The organism is Brevibacillus laterosporus DSM 25 (assembly GCF_002706795.1).
Taxonomy (GTDB): Bacteria; Bacillota; Bacilli; order Brevibacillales; family Brevibacillaceae; genus Brevibacillus_B; species Brevibacillus_B laterosporus.
This window is the reverse complement of the sequence record NZ_CP017705.1, coordinates 3,657,256-3,673,753: the sequence shown is the minus strand read 5'-3', so window position 1 is coordinate 3,673,753 and position 16,498 is coordinate 3,657,256. Positions and strand designations below refer to the sequence as shown.

The following is a 16,498-nucleotide window of genomic DNA, read 5'->3' as shown; positions in this document are numbered from 1 at the left end:
CATTGATCCTGAAACAATTATGTATGCCATGAGAGAAGATCGTTCATTGCTCCTATACACAACTACGGCTACATACACCTCTACAATTACATTAAGGAGGGATGGTATGTCAAATCAAAAGAATCAGCCCAGTCTTATAAATTATACGGAAATAGCTAAATCAACTAAGTTTCAAATGCTAATGAAACAAAAAAATGGATTTGTATTACCTATGACGATCTTTTTCTTCATCTTTTATTTTCTATTACCCATTCTGACTTCATATGTACCTTCCATAAACCAACCAGCGATTGGCGCAGTAACATGGGCTTGGATTTTTGGCTTTGCGCAATTCATCATGACATGGGTGCTCTGTATGCTTTATTCTAGCAAAGCTAAAAAGCTAGACGCCATGGTTGAAGAAATCAAACAAGATATAGGAAAAGGAGTGGAAATGTAATGAATGTACTGGCCTTTTCGCTCTTTTTACTCATTGTATTAGGTACTTTAGTTATTACCTATTTTGCCTCTAAACGTACAAATACAACCAGCGAATTTTACACAGCTGGTGGTGGTTTAACTGGTTGGCAAAATGGCTGGGCAATCGCTGGTGATTATATGTCTGCGGCTTCTTTCCTTGGGATAGCAGGAATGATCGCCTTATTTGGATTCGATGGATTTTTTTACAGCATCGGATTTTTGGTCGCCTATCTTGTCGTTCTATATATCGTGGCAGAACCGTTACGCAATCTTGGGAAATATACTTTTGCAGACATGATAGCTGCCAGATTTAATGATAAGCGTGTACGTGGAGTAGGAGCATTAAATACCATTACCATAAGCATTTTTTACATGATTGCACAGCTTGTAGGTGCAGGTGGACTTATAAAGCTTTTACTTAATCTAGATTACACAACCTCTGTATTAATTGTTGGTACGTTGATGACTATCTATGTTGTATTTGGTGGTATGACAGCAACAAGTTGGGTACAGATCATCAAAGCGGTTCTTCTGATGAGTGGAACCTTTATTATCTCGCTAATTGTTTTTGCAAAATTTGGATTTAGCTTCAGTGCTATGTTTAATCATATTCAGACAGCAACACCATTAGGGGAAACATTCTTACATTCCGGCAACAAATTTACCAATGGGTTGGATACCATTTCATTAAATTTAGCACTGGTGCTGGGGACAGCCGGTTTGCCACACATTCTCATTCGTTTTTTTACAGTGAAGGATGCTCCTACTGCCCGTAGTTCTGTAGTTTATGCCACATGGATTATCGGAATCTTTTATGTCATGACAATCTTCCTTGGCTTTGGTGCTGCTGCTTTCGTAGGTCATGAAAGCATCCTTGCGGCGGATAAAGGAGGAAATATGGCGGCACCTCTACTCGCAAAAGTATTAGGTGGAGACATCTTATTCGCTTTTGTTTCAGCTGTTGCCTTTGCGACTATATTAGCTGTAGTCGCAGGATTAGTTTTATCAGCAGCATCTGCTTTTGGACATGACTTTTACACGCACATCCTACGTAAAGGTCAAGTAACGGAAAAGGAGCAGATGACGGTAGCACGTTGGGCGTCTGTTGGGGTTGCTATTATTTCTATTATCCTTTCCTTGTTCGCTCAAAAAATGAACGTAGCTTTCCTTGTTTCTCTTGCTTTTGCAGTTGCGGCTAGTTCCAATCTCCCTGTAATTATCTTTACTATTTTTTGGAGAAGATTTAACACTGCGGGTGCAATTAGTGGTATCTTGGTTGGCCTGATGAGCTGCCTTGTCATCGTCTCTATAGGTCCTAATATTTGGGGGGCTCCTGGTAAGGCAATTCTAGTTGGTACTCCTCTCCTGTCATTAACAAATCCAGGTATTATTTCAATTCCGTTAGGTTTCTTGGGAGCATTTTTAGGAACCTTCTTATCTAAAAAGCAGGATGCTGCCAAGTTTGATGAGATTTATGTAATAGCAAACACAGGCATCAAAGAACAAGCATAGATGCTACTGTCTCAATAGCATTTTGAAAAAAGCTGGCATCCTGCTCGTGCTCAGCTTTTTTCTTAACATCCTGTCATGCAAATTATTCTAATACTCATGTACTAACGAAGGAAATGTACTTCCTTCTTTTTTCACTGGGCTTCATACGAATCTCAGTTCCAATGTTGTTATGTTATCGTTAAAAGGAGTTCTTCATGAACATTTTCAGGATTTTTCTTTTTTAGTGCAATTATTGTTGGAACAATTGCGAAAACCATAGCGTAGAAAGATATTTTTGTTATTTTATTGGGTAGGTTTGTTATGAAAATATAAACCTTACCTCTTTTAAAAAAACATGAACCCCTCCTTTACCACATAAGATATAAAGACCTCTTTTAGAACGAAATGCATTGCTTGTACAGTTCTTTACAAAAAAGAAGTATGGAGGGATTATCATGCGACTTGGTTTTATTGGAACTGGGAGTATGGGGGGGATGCTCATACAATCGTTCATTCGTTCTCAGGCAGTACTACCCAATCAAATAAGAGCCTATAATCGAACTTCACACAAATTGTCAGCTCTACAAGAACAATTTCCAGGATTGCAAATCGCTACGAACAATGTTGATGTCGTTACTAATTCCGATCTTATTTTTTTATGTGTCAAGCCAAAAGAATATCGAACAGCATTAGCCGAATTTTCTTCTGCTCTTTCCAGTGAACAGGTTTTAGTTACAATTACCAGTCCTATAGTGGTAGAAGACCTGGAGAATTTAGTCCCTTGTCAGGTCATACGTGCAGTTCCAAGCATCACTAATCAAGCTTTAAGTGGTCTTGTATTGCTCGAATACGGCAGTTCTGCCACTGATGAGTCAAAAGAACGTTTGCTCCAGCTTCTATCACATATAGGTCTACCCTTGGAAATTCAGGCTCCGTTTTTGCGAATCTCAGCAGATATAGCCAGTTGCGGACCTGCCTTTCTCAGCTATACACTGCAACAAATAATTCGGTCTGCTGAAGAAGAAACTGGTCTACCCCATAAAACAGCTGTTCATTTGACAACACAAATGCTAATTGGAGTAGCTGAGTTATTAAAACAAGGTCATTTTACCTTACCAGAGCTACAGGCACGCGTCTGCGTACCAGGAGGAATTACAGGAGAAGGACTACGAATTTTACAAGGCTCCTTACCTGGTGTATTTCATCATGTGTTCCGCATTACACAAAAGAAATTTGAAGAAGATCAACATGAACTGAAAGAACAGCTGGAACATCGGTAGTCCAATATTGAAAGAATCATTTGTAACCATAGATAGTCGCGATGGTCACTAATCAATTACGTACTCCTGACACTAGTAGCATGGGGACTTTGTTACGTGGAATCTGATCTATTGACCTCGATTATTCATCTTACATTTCAATATGATCTACTATGAACTACTTATTACATGTACATAGGTAAATAGGGGAATGAAAGAGTGTCCACAATCCACAAAGGAAAAAAGCCCCCCTCCTTCTGCTAATTTCTAGCATCAGGAGAAGAGGCTTGCCTTTTTACATGAGACAGATGATTAACCTACTACAATATTAACCAACTTACCTGGAACGGCAATTACCTTACGTACTGTTTTACCGTCAATAAGGGCAATTCCTTTTTCGTGAGCAAGTACATGCTTCTCTAGTTCATCTTTGCTAAGTCCGTTAGCAACTACCAGCTTGTCACGTACTTTACCATTGATTTGGATGACGATTTCCACTTCATCCAGTACCAGTGCTTGTGGATCAAACGTTGGCCATTCCTGCATGTGTACGCTGCTAGTCTTACCAATCAATTGTTGCCACATTTCCTCGGAGATATGTGGCGCGATTGGCGCAAGTAGAATGACAAGGCTCTCCATTGCAAAAGCAAAGGTACCTCGGTCTGCTTCTGCTGGATAGCTGTACATCTTATTAACTAGCTCCATTATCGTACTGATCGCTGTATTAAAGGTGTAACGCTCACCAATATCTTCTGTTACCTTCTTAATGGTATGATGCGTGGTGCGATACAATTCTTTGGCTGCATCATCATTCGCTGCTACTTGATAAGGAGCTTTGAACAATTCTTGATTACTCTCTACCAGACGCCATACACGGTTCAAGAAACGGAAGCTTCCTTCTACTCCAGTATCTGTCCAATCTAGGTCTCGTTCAGGTGGAGCCGCGAACAGAATAAACAGACGAACCGTATCCGCTCCATACTTCTCGATCATTTCATCTGGGCTTACGACGTTGCCTTTTGATTTAGACATTTTAGCACCGTCTTTTAATACCATTCCTTGTGTTAGCAAGCTACGGAATGGTTCATCGAAGGAAAGCATCCCTGCATCGTGTAGCACTTTAGTAAAGAATCGGGAATACAACAAGTGCAAGATCGCATGCTCAATACCGCCAATGTATTCGTCGACTTGCATCCACTTGTCTGCGTTCTCTTTAGAGAAAGGCAGTTCATTGTTGCTTGCATCTGTGTATCGTAAATAGTACCAGGAAGAATCGATGAAGGTATCCATCGTGTCTGTCTCGCGTTTTGCAGTGCCACCGCAAGTTGGGCACGTCGTCTTCAGAAATTCATCAGAACTAGTCAAAGGATTACGTTTTCCATCAATGACTACATCTTCTGGTAATAACACAGGAAGTTGTTCTTTTGGTACAGGAACTACGCCACAACTATCGCAATAAATGATTGGGATAGGAGCGCCCCAATAGCGTTGTCGAGAAACCAGCCAATCGCGTAGACGATAAGTGGTAGACAATCCGCCTTTGTCTTGTTGCTCCAGTACATCAGCAATCGCTTTAATCGCTTCACGGTTTGGCATTCCATCAAATTGATCAGAGTTCATCAATGTGCCATCTTCTGTATAAGCGGCATCGACACCAATTTCTTCAGCAAGGATTTCTGGATTTTCTGGATTAATAACTACTTTAATCGCCAAATCATACTTTTTCGCAAATGCAAAATCACGCTCATCATGAGCTGGTACACCCATTACAGCACCTGTTCCGTAATCAAGCAGTACATAGTTGGCTACCCAAATCGGTACTTGCTCTCCAGTTAGTGGATGCTTTGCGTATGCTCCTGTGAACAAACCCACTTTTTCAGCATCAGTCGCTGTGCGAGTAATGTCACTCTCTTTCTTCATTTCTTCGACAAAAGCAAGCACAGAGGCTTCTTGCTCTTTACCAGCGATCAATTTTGGCACTAATGGATGTTCTGGTGCCAATACCATATAACTTACGCCATACAGCGTATCAGGACGGGTTGTAAATACTTTTACTTGCTCGTCATTTAGCTCTGGAATTGTGAAAGTGACATTAGCCCCTTCGCTTTTCCCAATCCAGTTTTTTTGCATCGTGCGTACTTTTTCTGGCCAACCAGTCAATTTGTCTAAGTCAGTCAACAGACGTTCCGCATAATCAGTAATACTAAAGAACCACTGTTCCAAATCCTTCTTAGTCACTTCTGAATCACAACGCCAGCACAAACCATCAATAACCTGCTCATTCGCAAGTACTGTTGAACATTCTGGGCACCAGTTTACAAAAGCACGCTTGCGATATGCAAGCCCTTGTTCTAGGAAGGTTAAAAATAGCCATTGCGTCCATTTATAATAATCCGGGGAGCAAGTCGCCACTTCACGACTCCAATCAATACTTACACCCAGACGATTTAATTGCATTTTCATAAAGTCAATATTTTCATATGTCCATGTAGCTGGCTGTGCTCCGAATTTAACCGCAGCGTTCTCAGCTGGCAGACCGAATGCATCCCATCCCATTGGATGCAATACTTGGAAACCATTCATACGCTTCAAACGAGCAATAACATCCCCGATTGAATATACACGCATATGACCCATGTGCAAACGCCCAGATGGATACGGAAATTGCTCAAGGCAGTAAAATTTAGGTTTGGAGGAATCCTCCACCGTTTTGTTTGTTTGTTGTTCGTTCCATTTTTTCTGCCATTTGACTTCCAGCTCTTGTGGATTGTACGGCATAGACATTTGCTACATCCTCCTTCTACTCTTTCACAAATCCTTATTCTACATTAAAATCATGTTTACAAGGTTACCCGTGTCTATTATCATCAGCAGACAAATACCGTCGCTACTAAGACACACAAAAAAACCTCACATCTCTAACAGCCGAAAAAGCTGCTAGGGACGAGAGGTTTTTTTTCTTCTCGCGGTACCACCCTAGTTAGCAAAGCAACTGTTTAACACTATGCAACGTTACCCAGTCCCCTGCTCCCTTCCTTTTCCGTAACGTGGACAGACGCTTTTGCCTACACAACTAAAGTCTTTCAGCAAAAAGGCAATGAGGGGAGTTCCAAAAGAATCGGGTTGACTCGCACCTACCGTCAACTCTCTTGTACCAGATCTAGCCTTTGTACTAGGCCTCATTATCGCTTTGTTCATATATGAGTCGATTATAGTCGTTTATACCGGAACATGTCAATCATGAGGACGTTTGGCTGAAAAAAATAGACGTTCGCTTTCAGCAACAGGCGGGAGATTTACAAAATCAGCAGTAAGCTTAATTTCTTCAAAGCCAGCTTCTCGTAACCACAATATGATCTCCATTGGCTGATAGGCTCTTTGGTATTGTGTTTCTTCCCGTTTTTGATAACATCCATTTTCTAAACGAATAAAGAAAGTAAGGTCATGCTCCACTTCTAATCGTTCTTCATCTGTATAGCATTGCCAGATGTAGTTAATCTCTTCATCTACATGTGTAAACGTGTTATTTCCAAAAAAGGTGAGAATTTTATAAGGACTATGTACATCAAAAAGGAACGTTCCACCTGGTTTTATATGCTGGTAGACACGCTGAAACGTAGCTTGCACAGCTTCTTTTTCCGTAACGTAACTAAGACAATCGCAAAATGAAATGACCGAATCAATCGGGCTGACTGAGAGTTCTGTCATATCCTGTTCAAGCCACGTTACATCAACGTGCGATGTTTTCATTTTTTCATAGGCAATTGCAAGCATCTCTGGCGACAAGTCAACACCTGTTACCTGATAGCCTTTTTGGGCTAGAGGAATGGCAATACTGCCTGTACCACATCCCAAGTCAAGAATTGTCTGTGGTTTACCGTGTATCTGCCAATAGTCCTCCGCCCAATCCAGCCAGTCCTGATAAGGCGTATCCGCCATCAACGCATCGTAGACTGTAGCTAAATGCGTATATGACATAGCCTTTTCCTACACTTCTACAGTGACGCGAGGTGCATCCGACCATAGTTTTTCTAGATTATAGAAATCACGCTCTTCTTTATGGAAAACGTGAACAACTACATCACCACAGTCAACTAATACCCAACGACCTTGCTCTTCCCCTTCAATTCCACGAATATTATACCCATTTTTGTGCACCTGATCACGAATTTCGCGAACAATTGCTTGTACCTGACGCTCATTGTTACCGTGACAAATGATGAAGCGATCTGCCATAACGGAAATTGTATGGATGTCGAGTACCACAATATTTTCTGCTTTCTTATCTTCACACGCTTTATATGCTAGTTGAAGTAATTGATTGTCTAATTGTACCATGGAAGGCCTCCTCATTCTTTTACAAGATCATTATAAGCAAGCAATGTGAGCGGATATACCCGCTGTTTTTTTTCAATTAAAAAACGTATCGTTCCTCCGAGTGCAAGAGCAAGTGCTTGATTCAAATCCTGCTCTGCTAGGCATCTAATCTCCTCTACACCAGGATAATTGCGATTGGGTTCAATGTAATCAGCGAGACAAACGACTTTCTCCAGCAAGGACATGTTCTCACGTCCTGTCGTATGATAACGAATCGCTTGCAGTATCTCAACATCTTGTATCTGTAACTCCTGTTGTACCACAATCGCTCCTACAAAAGAATGCCATAATTCTTTATCTCCTGATAGCAGATCCTGGGATAAATCATAACGAAGCAGATAATCCCGCAACCGAGAAATCTCCCAGCATTTGCAGTAATCATGCAACAATCCCGCTAACTCAGCTTTTATCGGATCTGCTCCGTAACGAACGGCCAGCTCTTTGGCTACTTCTGCTACGCCTAAGGTGTGCTGGTAACGCTTTTCATGCATTTGGGCTTTAATCTGCTTAAGCAAGGCTTCTCTATGTTGGATCAGCTGCATATAACCCGCTCTCCTTTATATAGCATTCCACCGCTGAAGGAACAAGATAGCGAATACTTTTTCCAATCTGGATCTGTTCGCGGATATGCGTAGATGAAAGCTCCCAAAGCGGAATCTCGATAAAATCCACATACGCTGTCCATCTTGAAGGTTGCGGTGCGGAATGAGGCCGATGAAACCCAATAAAACGTACCAGCTTCACCAACTCTTCTATGGCATGCCACTGTGGTAGCATCTCTACCATGTCCCCTCCAATAATAAATAAGAACTGGTAAGCAGGATGTAAATCCACCAATTGTTGCATAGTATCTACGGTGTAAGAAGGACCTTCTCGATCCAACTCTACCGTCGTGATCCGAAACTGTGGATGATTACGTATCGCTAGTCGTACCATTTCTGCTCGGTGGGTAGCGTTTGCCACATTTTTTTTCTGTTGTTTATGGGGCGGAATATGAGCAGGCATAAACCAAACCTCATCAAGTTTTGCCTGCTCTCTCGCCTGTTCTGCAATTAACAAATGTGCATTATGAATAGGATCAAATGTGCCACCCATTATCCCAATACGTTTCATATGCTTCCTTTAATCCTTATGGTAGCACAATCGTTTTGTTCTCTTTTGACTCTTTGTACAAAACAACGGTATGACCGATTAATTGTACCATTTCCGCACCTGCACCAGTAGCCAATTCTTCTGCTACTGCATGCTTGTCATCCATATTATTTTGCAAAATGGAGACTTTAATTAGTTCGCGTACTTCAAGAGCTTCTTGAATCTGCTTTACCATATTTTCATTTACTCCGCCCTTACCTACTTGAAAGATAGGTGCAAGATGGTGGGCCATAGAGCGCAAATAACGTTTTTGTTTACCAGTTAACATTTAATTTCCTCCTTGTTGCAAGTGCTGCAACACTATTTCTCTCATTTTATCAGTTGGCGCCGCTTCACCTGTCCACAATTCGTAAGCAAGCGCCCCTTGATTTATAAACATGCCAAGGCCCGAGTGATGAGTTGCTCCGATTGCTTTGGCATACTGTAGCAATTGTGTTTCTAATGGATTATAGATTAAGTCGCTTACAATTAGATCAGATCGTAAGCACATCCTATCCACAGGCATTTCTTGAATATGAGGGTACATTCCAATAGAAGTCGTATTGATTAAAAGAGTGCTATCTAGAATCGCTTGCTCCGCTTGAGCAAATGAATATACACGTATAGGGATTTGAGATCCAAGCGCCATCGCCAACAATTCTGCACGTTCTAATGAGCGATTAACGATCCGAATTTCTTTTACGCCTCGTTCTACCAATGTACATGCAACTGCGCGGGCAGCACCGCCAGCACCTAGTAGCGTAACAACTTGCTCTGTTAAATCAACCCCTGTTTCTTCCAACAACGAGCGAACATACCCTGTTCCATCTGTATTATAACCAATCAGGGTGCCATCTTCATTTACAATAGTATTAACGGCTCCAATCCGTTCTGCCAAGGGATCAATTTTATCCAAATACGGAATAACGGCTACCTTATGCGGAATGGTGACGTTAGCGCCTCGCATACCTAAAGCTCGAATAGCCTCGACCGCTTCTTTAATCTGATCATCATTAACTTCGAAAGCAGCATAAGCAAAGGGCAATTGTTTTTGTTCAAAAGCCGTATTATGCATCACCGGAGACAAGGAATGTCCCACAGGACGTCCAAACAATCCAACCATTGTCGTTTTACTATGTAACAGGAAGACCCCTCCCCCAAGTAAAGTTAGAAAAGCCCCTCCGCAAAGAAGGGGCTTGCTTGTTGTTCAAGTGATCGACACGGACTTGATTAAATTAAGCCTTTTCGTAATCCGACACTTACACCCTTAGGCACATGTACTTCTACGACCCCTTTTACTTTTCCCTGAAGCGCTATCCAGCCTAACCCAGCAATAACGATATCAGTTGGTACATTTGTATCAATTTTTAACGTATAACGGGTGAATGGCAATAACGCTTTAGCCGCTTCTCCTGAAGGCGGTGCAAGCATCTCCCCATGATGCTTCTCCAGCACTTCTTCCGCATTATCTAACTTTGTACGGTGAATATATAGATCATTAGCCAAATAGCAAGCAAATGGCTGACGTTCTCCTCTTACATAATCAACCCGTGCCAATCCACCCAAGAACAATGTCTGTTTATCGTTTAATTGGAAGACACGCGGATTAATCCGTGATTTTGGAGTAAGTTTACGTAGATCCTCTGGTGACACTAGGTGACCAATCTGATCGCGATTAATAATACCAGGTGTATCAAATATAGAACGACCATCCTCTAAAGGAATCTCGATCTTATCTAAGGTAGTTCCTGGGAATGGCGAAGTGGTAATTTCCATATCAGTCGCTCCGTAATCATGTAAAATCCGATTAATCAGAGTAGATTTCCCTACATTAGTTACACCCACAATATAAACATCGCGCCCTTTACGGAATTCTCCAATGCGAGCAAGCAATTCATCAATACCGGTTCCTTTTTCAGCACTTACGAGAACCACTTCATTTGGCTTTAAGCCGCGTTCTTTCGCTTCATGCTGAATCCAGTTTTTCACACGATTAAGATTGATATTACGAGGTAGTAAATCTACTTTATTTCCTACCAGCAAGATTGGATTTTGTCCAACAAAGCGTGGTAATCCCCGTAGCCAAGAACCTTGGAAGTCGAATAAATCAACTACCATAACCACTAAGCACTTTGTGGAACCAATTCCATTTAAAATACGGAGAAAATCATCATCATGCATCTCTACAGGTGCTACTTCATTATAGTGTTTAATACGAAAACAACGCTGACAAATGACTGCATCACGCGTCAATGCAGAAGCTGGTGCATAGCCTGACTTCCCCTTGTTTTCTGTCTGTATCTCAACTCCACAGCCCGCACAGCTGATTGGGCCCTCGAAGTCCTGATCTACTTCTTGTTGTTGTACCACGAAATCATTCCTTTCTTGCTCATCCAATGCAGGGCAAGTCGTTCCATTTTCCGGTTAAATCGCGTAAAAAAACCATCTGAATTTTTGACTGGGACAACTAAAATCGTATGAAAACCTAATAAATTGCCACCTAGCACATCTGTAAACAGTTGATCGCCAATAACCACTGTCTCCTCAATGCGAACATCCATGATCTCAATCGCACGTTTAAACGCCTGATTGGTAGGCTTTCGCGCAGCCGGAATATAGTGGCATTGTAAGGGTTCACAAAATTGTAAAACCCTCGCCTTATTATTATTGGATACAACCGTCACTTGAATTCCTGCTTCATCCAAACGCTTAAACCAATTCATTACCTCTGGAGTAGCATCTGGTGTGTCCCATCCAACTAACGTGTTATCCAAATCAGTTATCACCGCTTTGATGTTGCGTTTTCGGAGTTCATCTATATTAATGGAAAAGATGGATTCCACATACTCATTAGGGGTTAACTTCTGTAAAAGCAAATGCCCGTACCTCCCGTTCACCGTTCACTGGTCTTGCATGCACCACGAACGAGATATCGGGACTAACTATACCATATTTGGAAGGCTTGTTGCAAAACAAAATCAAATCTGCTATAAAGAAAGGTTCTCTTTTTCAACTAATTTGCAAACACGCTCTGTCGGTTGCCAACAATCAAATCGATAGGAAGGTTTCGTCTCATATCCCAGTCTGCCACAGGAGTAGGTGGTTTTTACACCCTTATCACCCTTGTTCACACAAAAATGCTGGCACGTCGCACAGCAATGAAACCGATTTGTATCTGCCATTTTGTTCATCCCTCTGTCCTTCCAAACCAATGATAGCGATTTCGAGCAACCCAAGCATATGCTTTCTCACCTATATAAGCAGCACCTGGTAAATAGAAAAGAGGCGATAGCCAGCAAAAATAAGTAAGAACAAGTAATTTTCTCACGGCATAAAATGCTCGCAACCGTTCTCCTGAGGGGAGGTGGACTTCCATCGCTTCTCCACACGCCTTATCTTGTAGATGACAAGCAGGTGCCTCCTCATAATGACGCCACTCTATTCGTTGTTTTTTCCCGGGCAACAATAAACTAGATAACCGTTCACGAATAAAGCAACACATGTTGCAATGTTCATCATAATAAACGATGATCTTACTCATTCTATACTCCTTCTTTCCATGCAGGGAGTGAAAAAATACTTAGCTGTTCAAATCTTTCCTTCTGCTCCTCTTCCCGCAGAAAATTAGAAAAACCAACTCCAATCAATCTAACACCATGCGAGAAATCAAATTCATCCAATAAAATTTCTAACCATTCTTCCCAATCCCAAGATGTTCCTGACACTACTTTACGCTGTTTACTTTTTGTTGTGAAGTCAGTAAATCTAACTTTCAACGTAAGCGTCTGAGGTTGAACTCCCTCTTGCTCCACTTCTTCTTTTATATGGGCAAGCAATTCTCGGGCAATTTCAGCGATTCGGTCACGCTCCTGCAAATCGTACACCAGGGTGGTTTCCCTACTAATTGATTTAACAGGGCGATCCATCTCGATTTCTCGTTGATCCACTCCGCGTGCACGCTCATATAGCGCATGTCCCCACTTGCCAAATAGTTGAACTACTTCCTCAAGAGACAACCCCCATAAATCTCGGACAGTCTCAATCCCCTTTTTAGATAAAACCTCCTGTGATTTTTTACCAACACCATGTAAGACACTGATTGGTAACGGAGCCAGAATATCCAAAGCACTTTCTGCACGAATAATGACAAAAGCATCTGGTTTTCTCAAATCGCTGGCGATTTTAGCGAGAGACATATTGTAGGATAAGCCGATACTACAGGTGAGGCCGGTTTCTTGTTTAATGCGTCTTTTCAACTCTTTGGCAATGGGAACTGCGTTTTCGTAGTGAGACACATCTAAATAAGCCTCATCTAGTCCAATGGGTTGATATAACTCCGCATACTCCGTATAAATCCGCCTAATTTCCTCGGATTTTTCATGATAACGAGCAAAGCGACAAGGAACAAAAATACCATGTGGACACTTTTTACGTGCAATAGCAACAGGCATAGCAGAACGCACACCAAACGAACGAGCCTCGTAACTACAGGTAGCTACTACGCCCCGATTGCCCGTACCTCCCACAATGACAGGCTGATTGCGCCATTCTGGATGATCCAATTGCTCCACACTAGCATAAAATGCGTCGATGTCCACATGAATAAATTTTTTCATAGCCGCTCCACCCAAACATATATTCTCATCGAATTCTATTGCTATTATAGAACACTGAGTGTAGCGATTCAATTCACTTGGTTGCTTGATTTACATTTTGGGTAGTATCCCAGGGTTTGTTTAACCATCTACGCATGGCAAAACACCCACGGAACCATTCATCCATTCCTTGTGCAATCCATACCCCTAGTAAGCCAAGCCCAAAATAGATACCAAGTGTATAGCTAAAGACCACTGCGATCCCCCACATTGCAATAATGCCAATGATCACTGGAAACCGAACATCACCCGCAGACTTTAACGAGCCCATTAAAACAATGTTCATCGCTCTACCTGTCTCGGTAAGGACCATGACCCATAGGACGGGAAGGGCCACTTCAATAATAGCTGGATCAGTCGTAAACATTTGTAAAATAGGCGAGCCGAATAACGCGATAATCAATGTCGTGGCAAACGAAGCACACATCGAAATTTTTAATGTACGCATCCCGCGACGTAAGGCCTTATCATATTGTCTCCCACCAATATAACGGGCAACCAGCAACTGTGTACCTTGTGCAATTGCCAGTGTGAATAGATAGCAAATCATAGAAATATTCAATACATAGACGCGTGCCGCCAGCGATGAAGCTCCCATCACGGCAATAAATCCCGTAATGATTACTTGTGATAGCTGATAGGACAAGTTCTCACCAGCAGAAGGAATCCCTATGGATAAAAGTCCTTGGATGTCCTCTTTTCTTACAATAAAGATATCTTTAAATCGAATGCGTAAAGCAAGCTGACGAAACACCAAATATAATAAAGCACCTACCGCAAAGGCCCGCGCCACCACCATTGCCCAAGCCACGCCAGTAACTCCCGTAATAGGCAATCCAAAAATACCTGTGATCGCGATGATATTACCGCCTACACTAATCATGTCCATCAGTAGGGTGACCATCAAGGAGTCCTTCGTGTATCCATGACTTCTAAGTACAGCACTTAATGCTAAAGCAATTGATTCTAGAAACAACGATGCCCCACAAATTTGTACAAACAAAAGTCCATAGTTTAAAACATCTCCCTTAAGCTCAAAGAGACTAAGGAATTGTTTACCAAACAGTACCACAATCACAGCAATAGCCATTCCAAACCAAAAATTTAAGCCAAAAGCAGAACGTGCTAACTGCCTTGCTTGATCTAATCGATTAGCTCCCAGTCTTTGACCAATCAGAATAGTCGCGCCAATTGACGTCACGTTAAAAATCAAAATAAAAATATTTAAGAGCTGATTTGCCACCCCTACACCCGTAGCTGCATCATCTGAATAATGACTTAGCATCAGAGTTGCAATAATCCCCATCCCCATATGTAGCGCTAGTTCAAAAAAGATTGGCCACGTAATTTGAAATAGAGTTTGACGTTGATATTTGTTGGTTTCTGTACTCACATTCACCCTTCTTTACTCCATTGACATCTATTCGTTCTAAAAGATTTGTTCATTATAACTCGATGTTAGGTGGATGGGAATAGAGATACGGACGTAGATAAAAAAATGAGCTACCCACAAGGTAGGTAGCTCTTAAAATATCCATTTTTACAAGTTTTTCTCCACTACACTGTTCATCCTGATCAAGGAAATCTTGTTACATGTCTTTATATGTTACGTGTTTCTTATTTAAACGTTTTAAAACGCTCATCTAGTGGTTTGTACTCTTTTTCCTTAGGAGCCATTGTTGGTTGACCAAATGGCATTTGGGCAATTAGTTTCCAGTGACCTGGAACATTCCATTCCTTTTTCACATCTTCATCAATTAATGGGTTGTAATGTTGTAAGGTAGCTCCTAAGCCTTCCATTTCAAGTGCGGTCCAGATAACAAACTGATGCATACCAGAAGATTGTTGGGACCAAATAGGGAAATTGTCTTTATACAGCGCAAAATCCTTTTGTAGTTGCTCTACAACTTGTTGGTCTTCAAAAAAGAGTACTGTTCCGTATCCATTACGGAAAGATTTCATTTTTTCTTCTGTTGGAGCAAAGTTGTTGTCGCCAACTACCTTACGCAAAGCTGCCTCCGTCAAATTCCATAATTTATCATGTTGTTCTCCTAATAGAAGCACGATGCGAGCTGTTTGCGAATTAAATGAAGACGGCGTATGTTTTAGAGCAAATTCAATTACTTCTTTGATTTTATCATCCGAAATGCTTACTTCTTTACTGATACCATAAATGGAACGTCTTCCTTCGACTGCTGCGTAAAAATCTTTTGCCATGATACTAGCCTCCCTGTTGTTAGAAAAAATATTGCTACTCAAAACTTTGCCCTACTGGGGTCAACTTATACCGATGCAACAGTAAAACGTTTGTTAACAAAATGCGGATTTTCAAGCTCATCAAGTACTGCAATCGCATAATCATCCATGCTAATTGAGCTTTCACCTTTTGCATTTACTAGTAAATTTTCCTCACCTTTTTGATAACGTCCTGTACGTTCACCTGGTTCAAACATAGCTGAAGGACTTAAGAAGGTCCATTGAGGTAGATTAGATTGCTTTAGAATCTCCAAATTTTTACCTTGGTTCGTTGCTGTAGCCAAATATTCTTTAGGGAATTCTGGGGTTTCATATAGTCGAACCGTTTTCGCTTCATCTACAAACAAGCTACCCGCTCCTCCAACTACAAATAGCTTTGTTTGCGGAGCATTTTTTAGCGCCTCAATCAAAATATTTCCTGCATCTACATGTAAATGTTCTTCTCCTGGTTTTGCACCAAAGGAATTTACAACAACATCAAATTTATTTAAATCCTGAGTAGTTAGGTCAAATACGTCTTTTTGTAGCACAGCTACCTTTTGATTTTGATCAAGCTTGGATGCATCGCGAACGATAGCTGTTACTTCATGCCCTCTTTGCACCGCTTCTTGCATGATCAATTTTCCTGCTCTTCCTGTTGCTCCAATAATAGCGATTTTCATATGAAAGGCCTCCTTAATTAGGAATCAATTGTAAAACACGGTAGCTCATTTGAATAAATCAGATCAGATCAAGTCATTGGACAACCGCTCTTCTTGTAACTATTTTAGTTACAACTTTCTTTTTTGTCAAATGTTTTTTTATAGATTGCCCAAAACTTGGTCAATTGTGCATCCAACCTAAAACACCGCTATCTTATGTTTAGGATTG

The 16,498-nt window shown here is 41.3% G+C and carries 18 protein-coding genes and 1 other annotated feature; of the genes, 3 read left to right on the top strand and 15 right to left on the bottom strand.

What is annotated here, in order from left to right; translation table 11 throughout:
• Positions 1-106: 106 nt before the first annotated feature.
• From BrL25_RS17460 to comER, 3 genes are all read left to right on the top strand, one after another.
• Positions 107-439, top strand: coding sequence for a DUF485 domain-containing protein (locus BrL25_RS17460; protein WP_018672940.1), 333 nt, complete (start codon positions 107-109; stop codon positions 437-439).
• Positions 439-1,971 (top strand): solute symporter family protein, encoded by a 1,533-nt coding sequence (locus BrL25_RS17455; RefSeq protein WP_018672941.1) that lies wholly within the window; start codon positions 439-441, stop codon positions 1,969-1,971. The genes BrL25_RS17460 and BrL25_RS17455 overlap by 1 nt, the downstream gene beginning before the upstream one ends.
• Before the next feature lie 434 nt (positions 1,972-2,405).
• Positions 2,406-3,230, top strand: coding sequence for a late competence protein ComER (gene comER / locus BrL25_RS17450; RefSeq protein ID WP_018672942.1), 825 nt, complete (start codon positions 2,406-2,408; stop codon positions 3,228-3,230).
• Positions 3,231-3,521: 291 nt separating this feature from the next.
• Here comER and leuS read toward each other — a convergent pair whose 3' ends face one another.
• The 15 genes from leuS to BrL25_RS17375 all read right to left on the bottom strand — a co-directional run bounded on the left by leuS (position 3,522) and on the right by BrL25_RS17375 (position 16,290).
• Positions 3,522-5,993 (bottom strand): leucine--tRNA ligase, encoded by a 2,472-nt coding sequence (gene leuS, locus BrL25_RS17445; protein WP_018672943.1) that lies wholly within the window; start codon positions 5,991-5,993, stop codon positions 3,522-3,524.
• Positions 5,994-6,145: 152 nt separating this feature from the next.
• Positions 6,146-6,404, bottom strand: a binding site (T-box leader).
• Between the two features lie 39 nt (positions 6,405-6,443).
• Positions 6,444-7,187: a class I SAM-dependent DNA methyltransferase gene (locus BrL25_RS17440; protein WP_018672944.1), complete on the bottom strand. Its 744-nt coding sequence runs from the start codon at positions 7,185-7,187 to the stop codon at positions 6,444-6,446.
• 9 nt (positions 7,188-7,196) lie between these two features.
• Positions 7,197-7,547, bottom strand: a complete 351-nt coding sequence (gene rsfS / locus BrL25_RS17435; protein WP_003338264.1) for a ribosome silencing factor — start codon at positions 7,545-7,547, stop codon at positions 7,197-7,199.
• An 11-nt stretch (positions 7,548-7,558) separates the two neighbouring features.
• On the bottom strand, positions 7,559-8,128 hold the full coding sequence (gene yqeK / locus BrL25_RS17430; protein WP_018672945.1) for a bis(5'-nucleosyl)-tetraphosphatase (symmetrical) YqeK: 570 nt from the start codon (positions 8,126-8,128) through the stop codon (positions 7,559-7,561).
• On the bottom strand, positions 8,109-8,699 hold the full coding sequence (locus BrL25_RS17425; RefSeq protein ID WP_018672946.1) for a nicotinate-nucleotide adenylyltransferase: 591 nt from the start codon (positions 8,697-8,699) through the stop codon (positions 8,109-8,111). Before BrL25_RS17425 ends, yqeK begins: the two co-directional genes overlap by 20 nt.
• 16 nt (positions 8,700-8,715) lie before the next feature.
• Positions 8,716-9,006: a ribosome assembly RNA-binding protein YhbY gene (gene yhbY / locus BrL25_RS17420; RefSeq protein ID WP_018672947.1), complete on the bottom strand. Its 291-nt coding sequence runs from the start codon at positions 9,004-9,006 to the stop codon at positions 8,716-8,718.
• Positions 9,007-9,840 (bottom strand): shikimate dehydrogenase, encoded by an 834-nt coding sequence (locus tag BrL25_RS17415; protein ID WP_018672948.1) that lies wholly within the window; start codon positions 9,838-9,840, stop codon positions 9,007-9,009.
• Positions 9,841-9,947: 107 nt separating this feature from the next.
• Positions 9,948-11,087: a ribosome biogenesis GTPase YqeH gene (gene yqeH / locus BrL25_RS17410; RefSeq protein WP_018672949.1), complete on the bottom strand. Its 1,140-nt coding sequence runs from the start codon at positions 11,085-11,087 to the stop codon at positions 9,948-9,950.
• Positions 11,066-11,593, bottom strand: coding sequence for a YqeG family HAD IIIA-type phosphatase (locus tag BrL25_RS17405; protein ID WP_018672950.1), 528 nt, complete (start codon positions 11,591-11,593; stop codon positions 11,066-11,068). Before BrL25_RS17405 ends, yqeH begins: the two co-directional genes overlap by 22 nt.
• Before the next feature lie 111 nt (positions 11,594-11,704).
• Positions 11,705-11,899 carry a hypothetical protein gene (locus BrL25_RS17400; protein ID WP_026315281.1) on the bottom strand — a complete coding sequence of 65 codons (195 nt, stop codon included), beginning with the start codon at positions 11,897-11,899 and terminating at the stop codon, positions 11,705-11,707.
• Between the two features lie 5 nt (positions 11,900-11,904).
• Positions 11,905-12,258: a thiol-disulfide oxidoreductase DCC family protein gene (locus tag BrL25_RS17395; RefSeq protein ID WP_018672952.1), complete on the bottom strand. Its 354-nt coding sequence runs from the start codon at positions 12,256-12,258 to the stop codon at positions 11,905-11,907.
• Between the two features lies 1 nt (position 12,259).
• Positions 12,260-13,333, bottom strand: a complete 1,074-nt coding sequence (locus BrL25_RS17390; protein ID WP_018672953.1) for a DNA polymerase IV — start codon at positions 13,331-13,333, stop codon at positions 12,260-12,262.
• A 73-nt stretch (positions 13,334-13,406) separates the two neighbouring features.
• Complete coding sequence (locus BrL25_RS17385; protein WP_018672954.1) at positions 13,407-14,765, bottom strand: MATE family efflux transporter; 1,359 nt, start codon at positions 14,763-14,765, stop codon at positions 13,407-13,409.
• 224 nt (positions 14,766-14,989) lie between these two features.
• The gene (locus BrL25_RS17380) at positions 14,990-15,589 is read right to left on the bottom strand and encodes a nitroreductase family protein (protein WP_018672955.1); all 600 of its coding nucleotides are present in this window, start codon (positions 15,587-15,589) and stop codon (positions 14,990-14,992) included.
• A 65-nt stretch (positions 15,590-15,654) separates the two neighbouring features.
• A complete protein-coding gene (locus BrL25_RS17375; protein ID WP_018672956.1) occupies positions 15,655-16,290 on the bottom strand; it encodes an NAD(P)-dependent oxidoreductase in 636 nt (211 codons plus the stop codon).
• Positions 16,291-16,498: the final 208 nt, after the last annotated feature.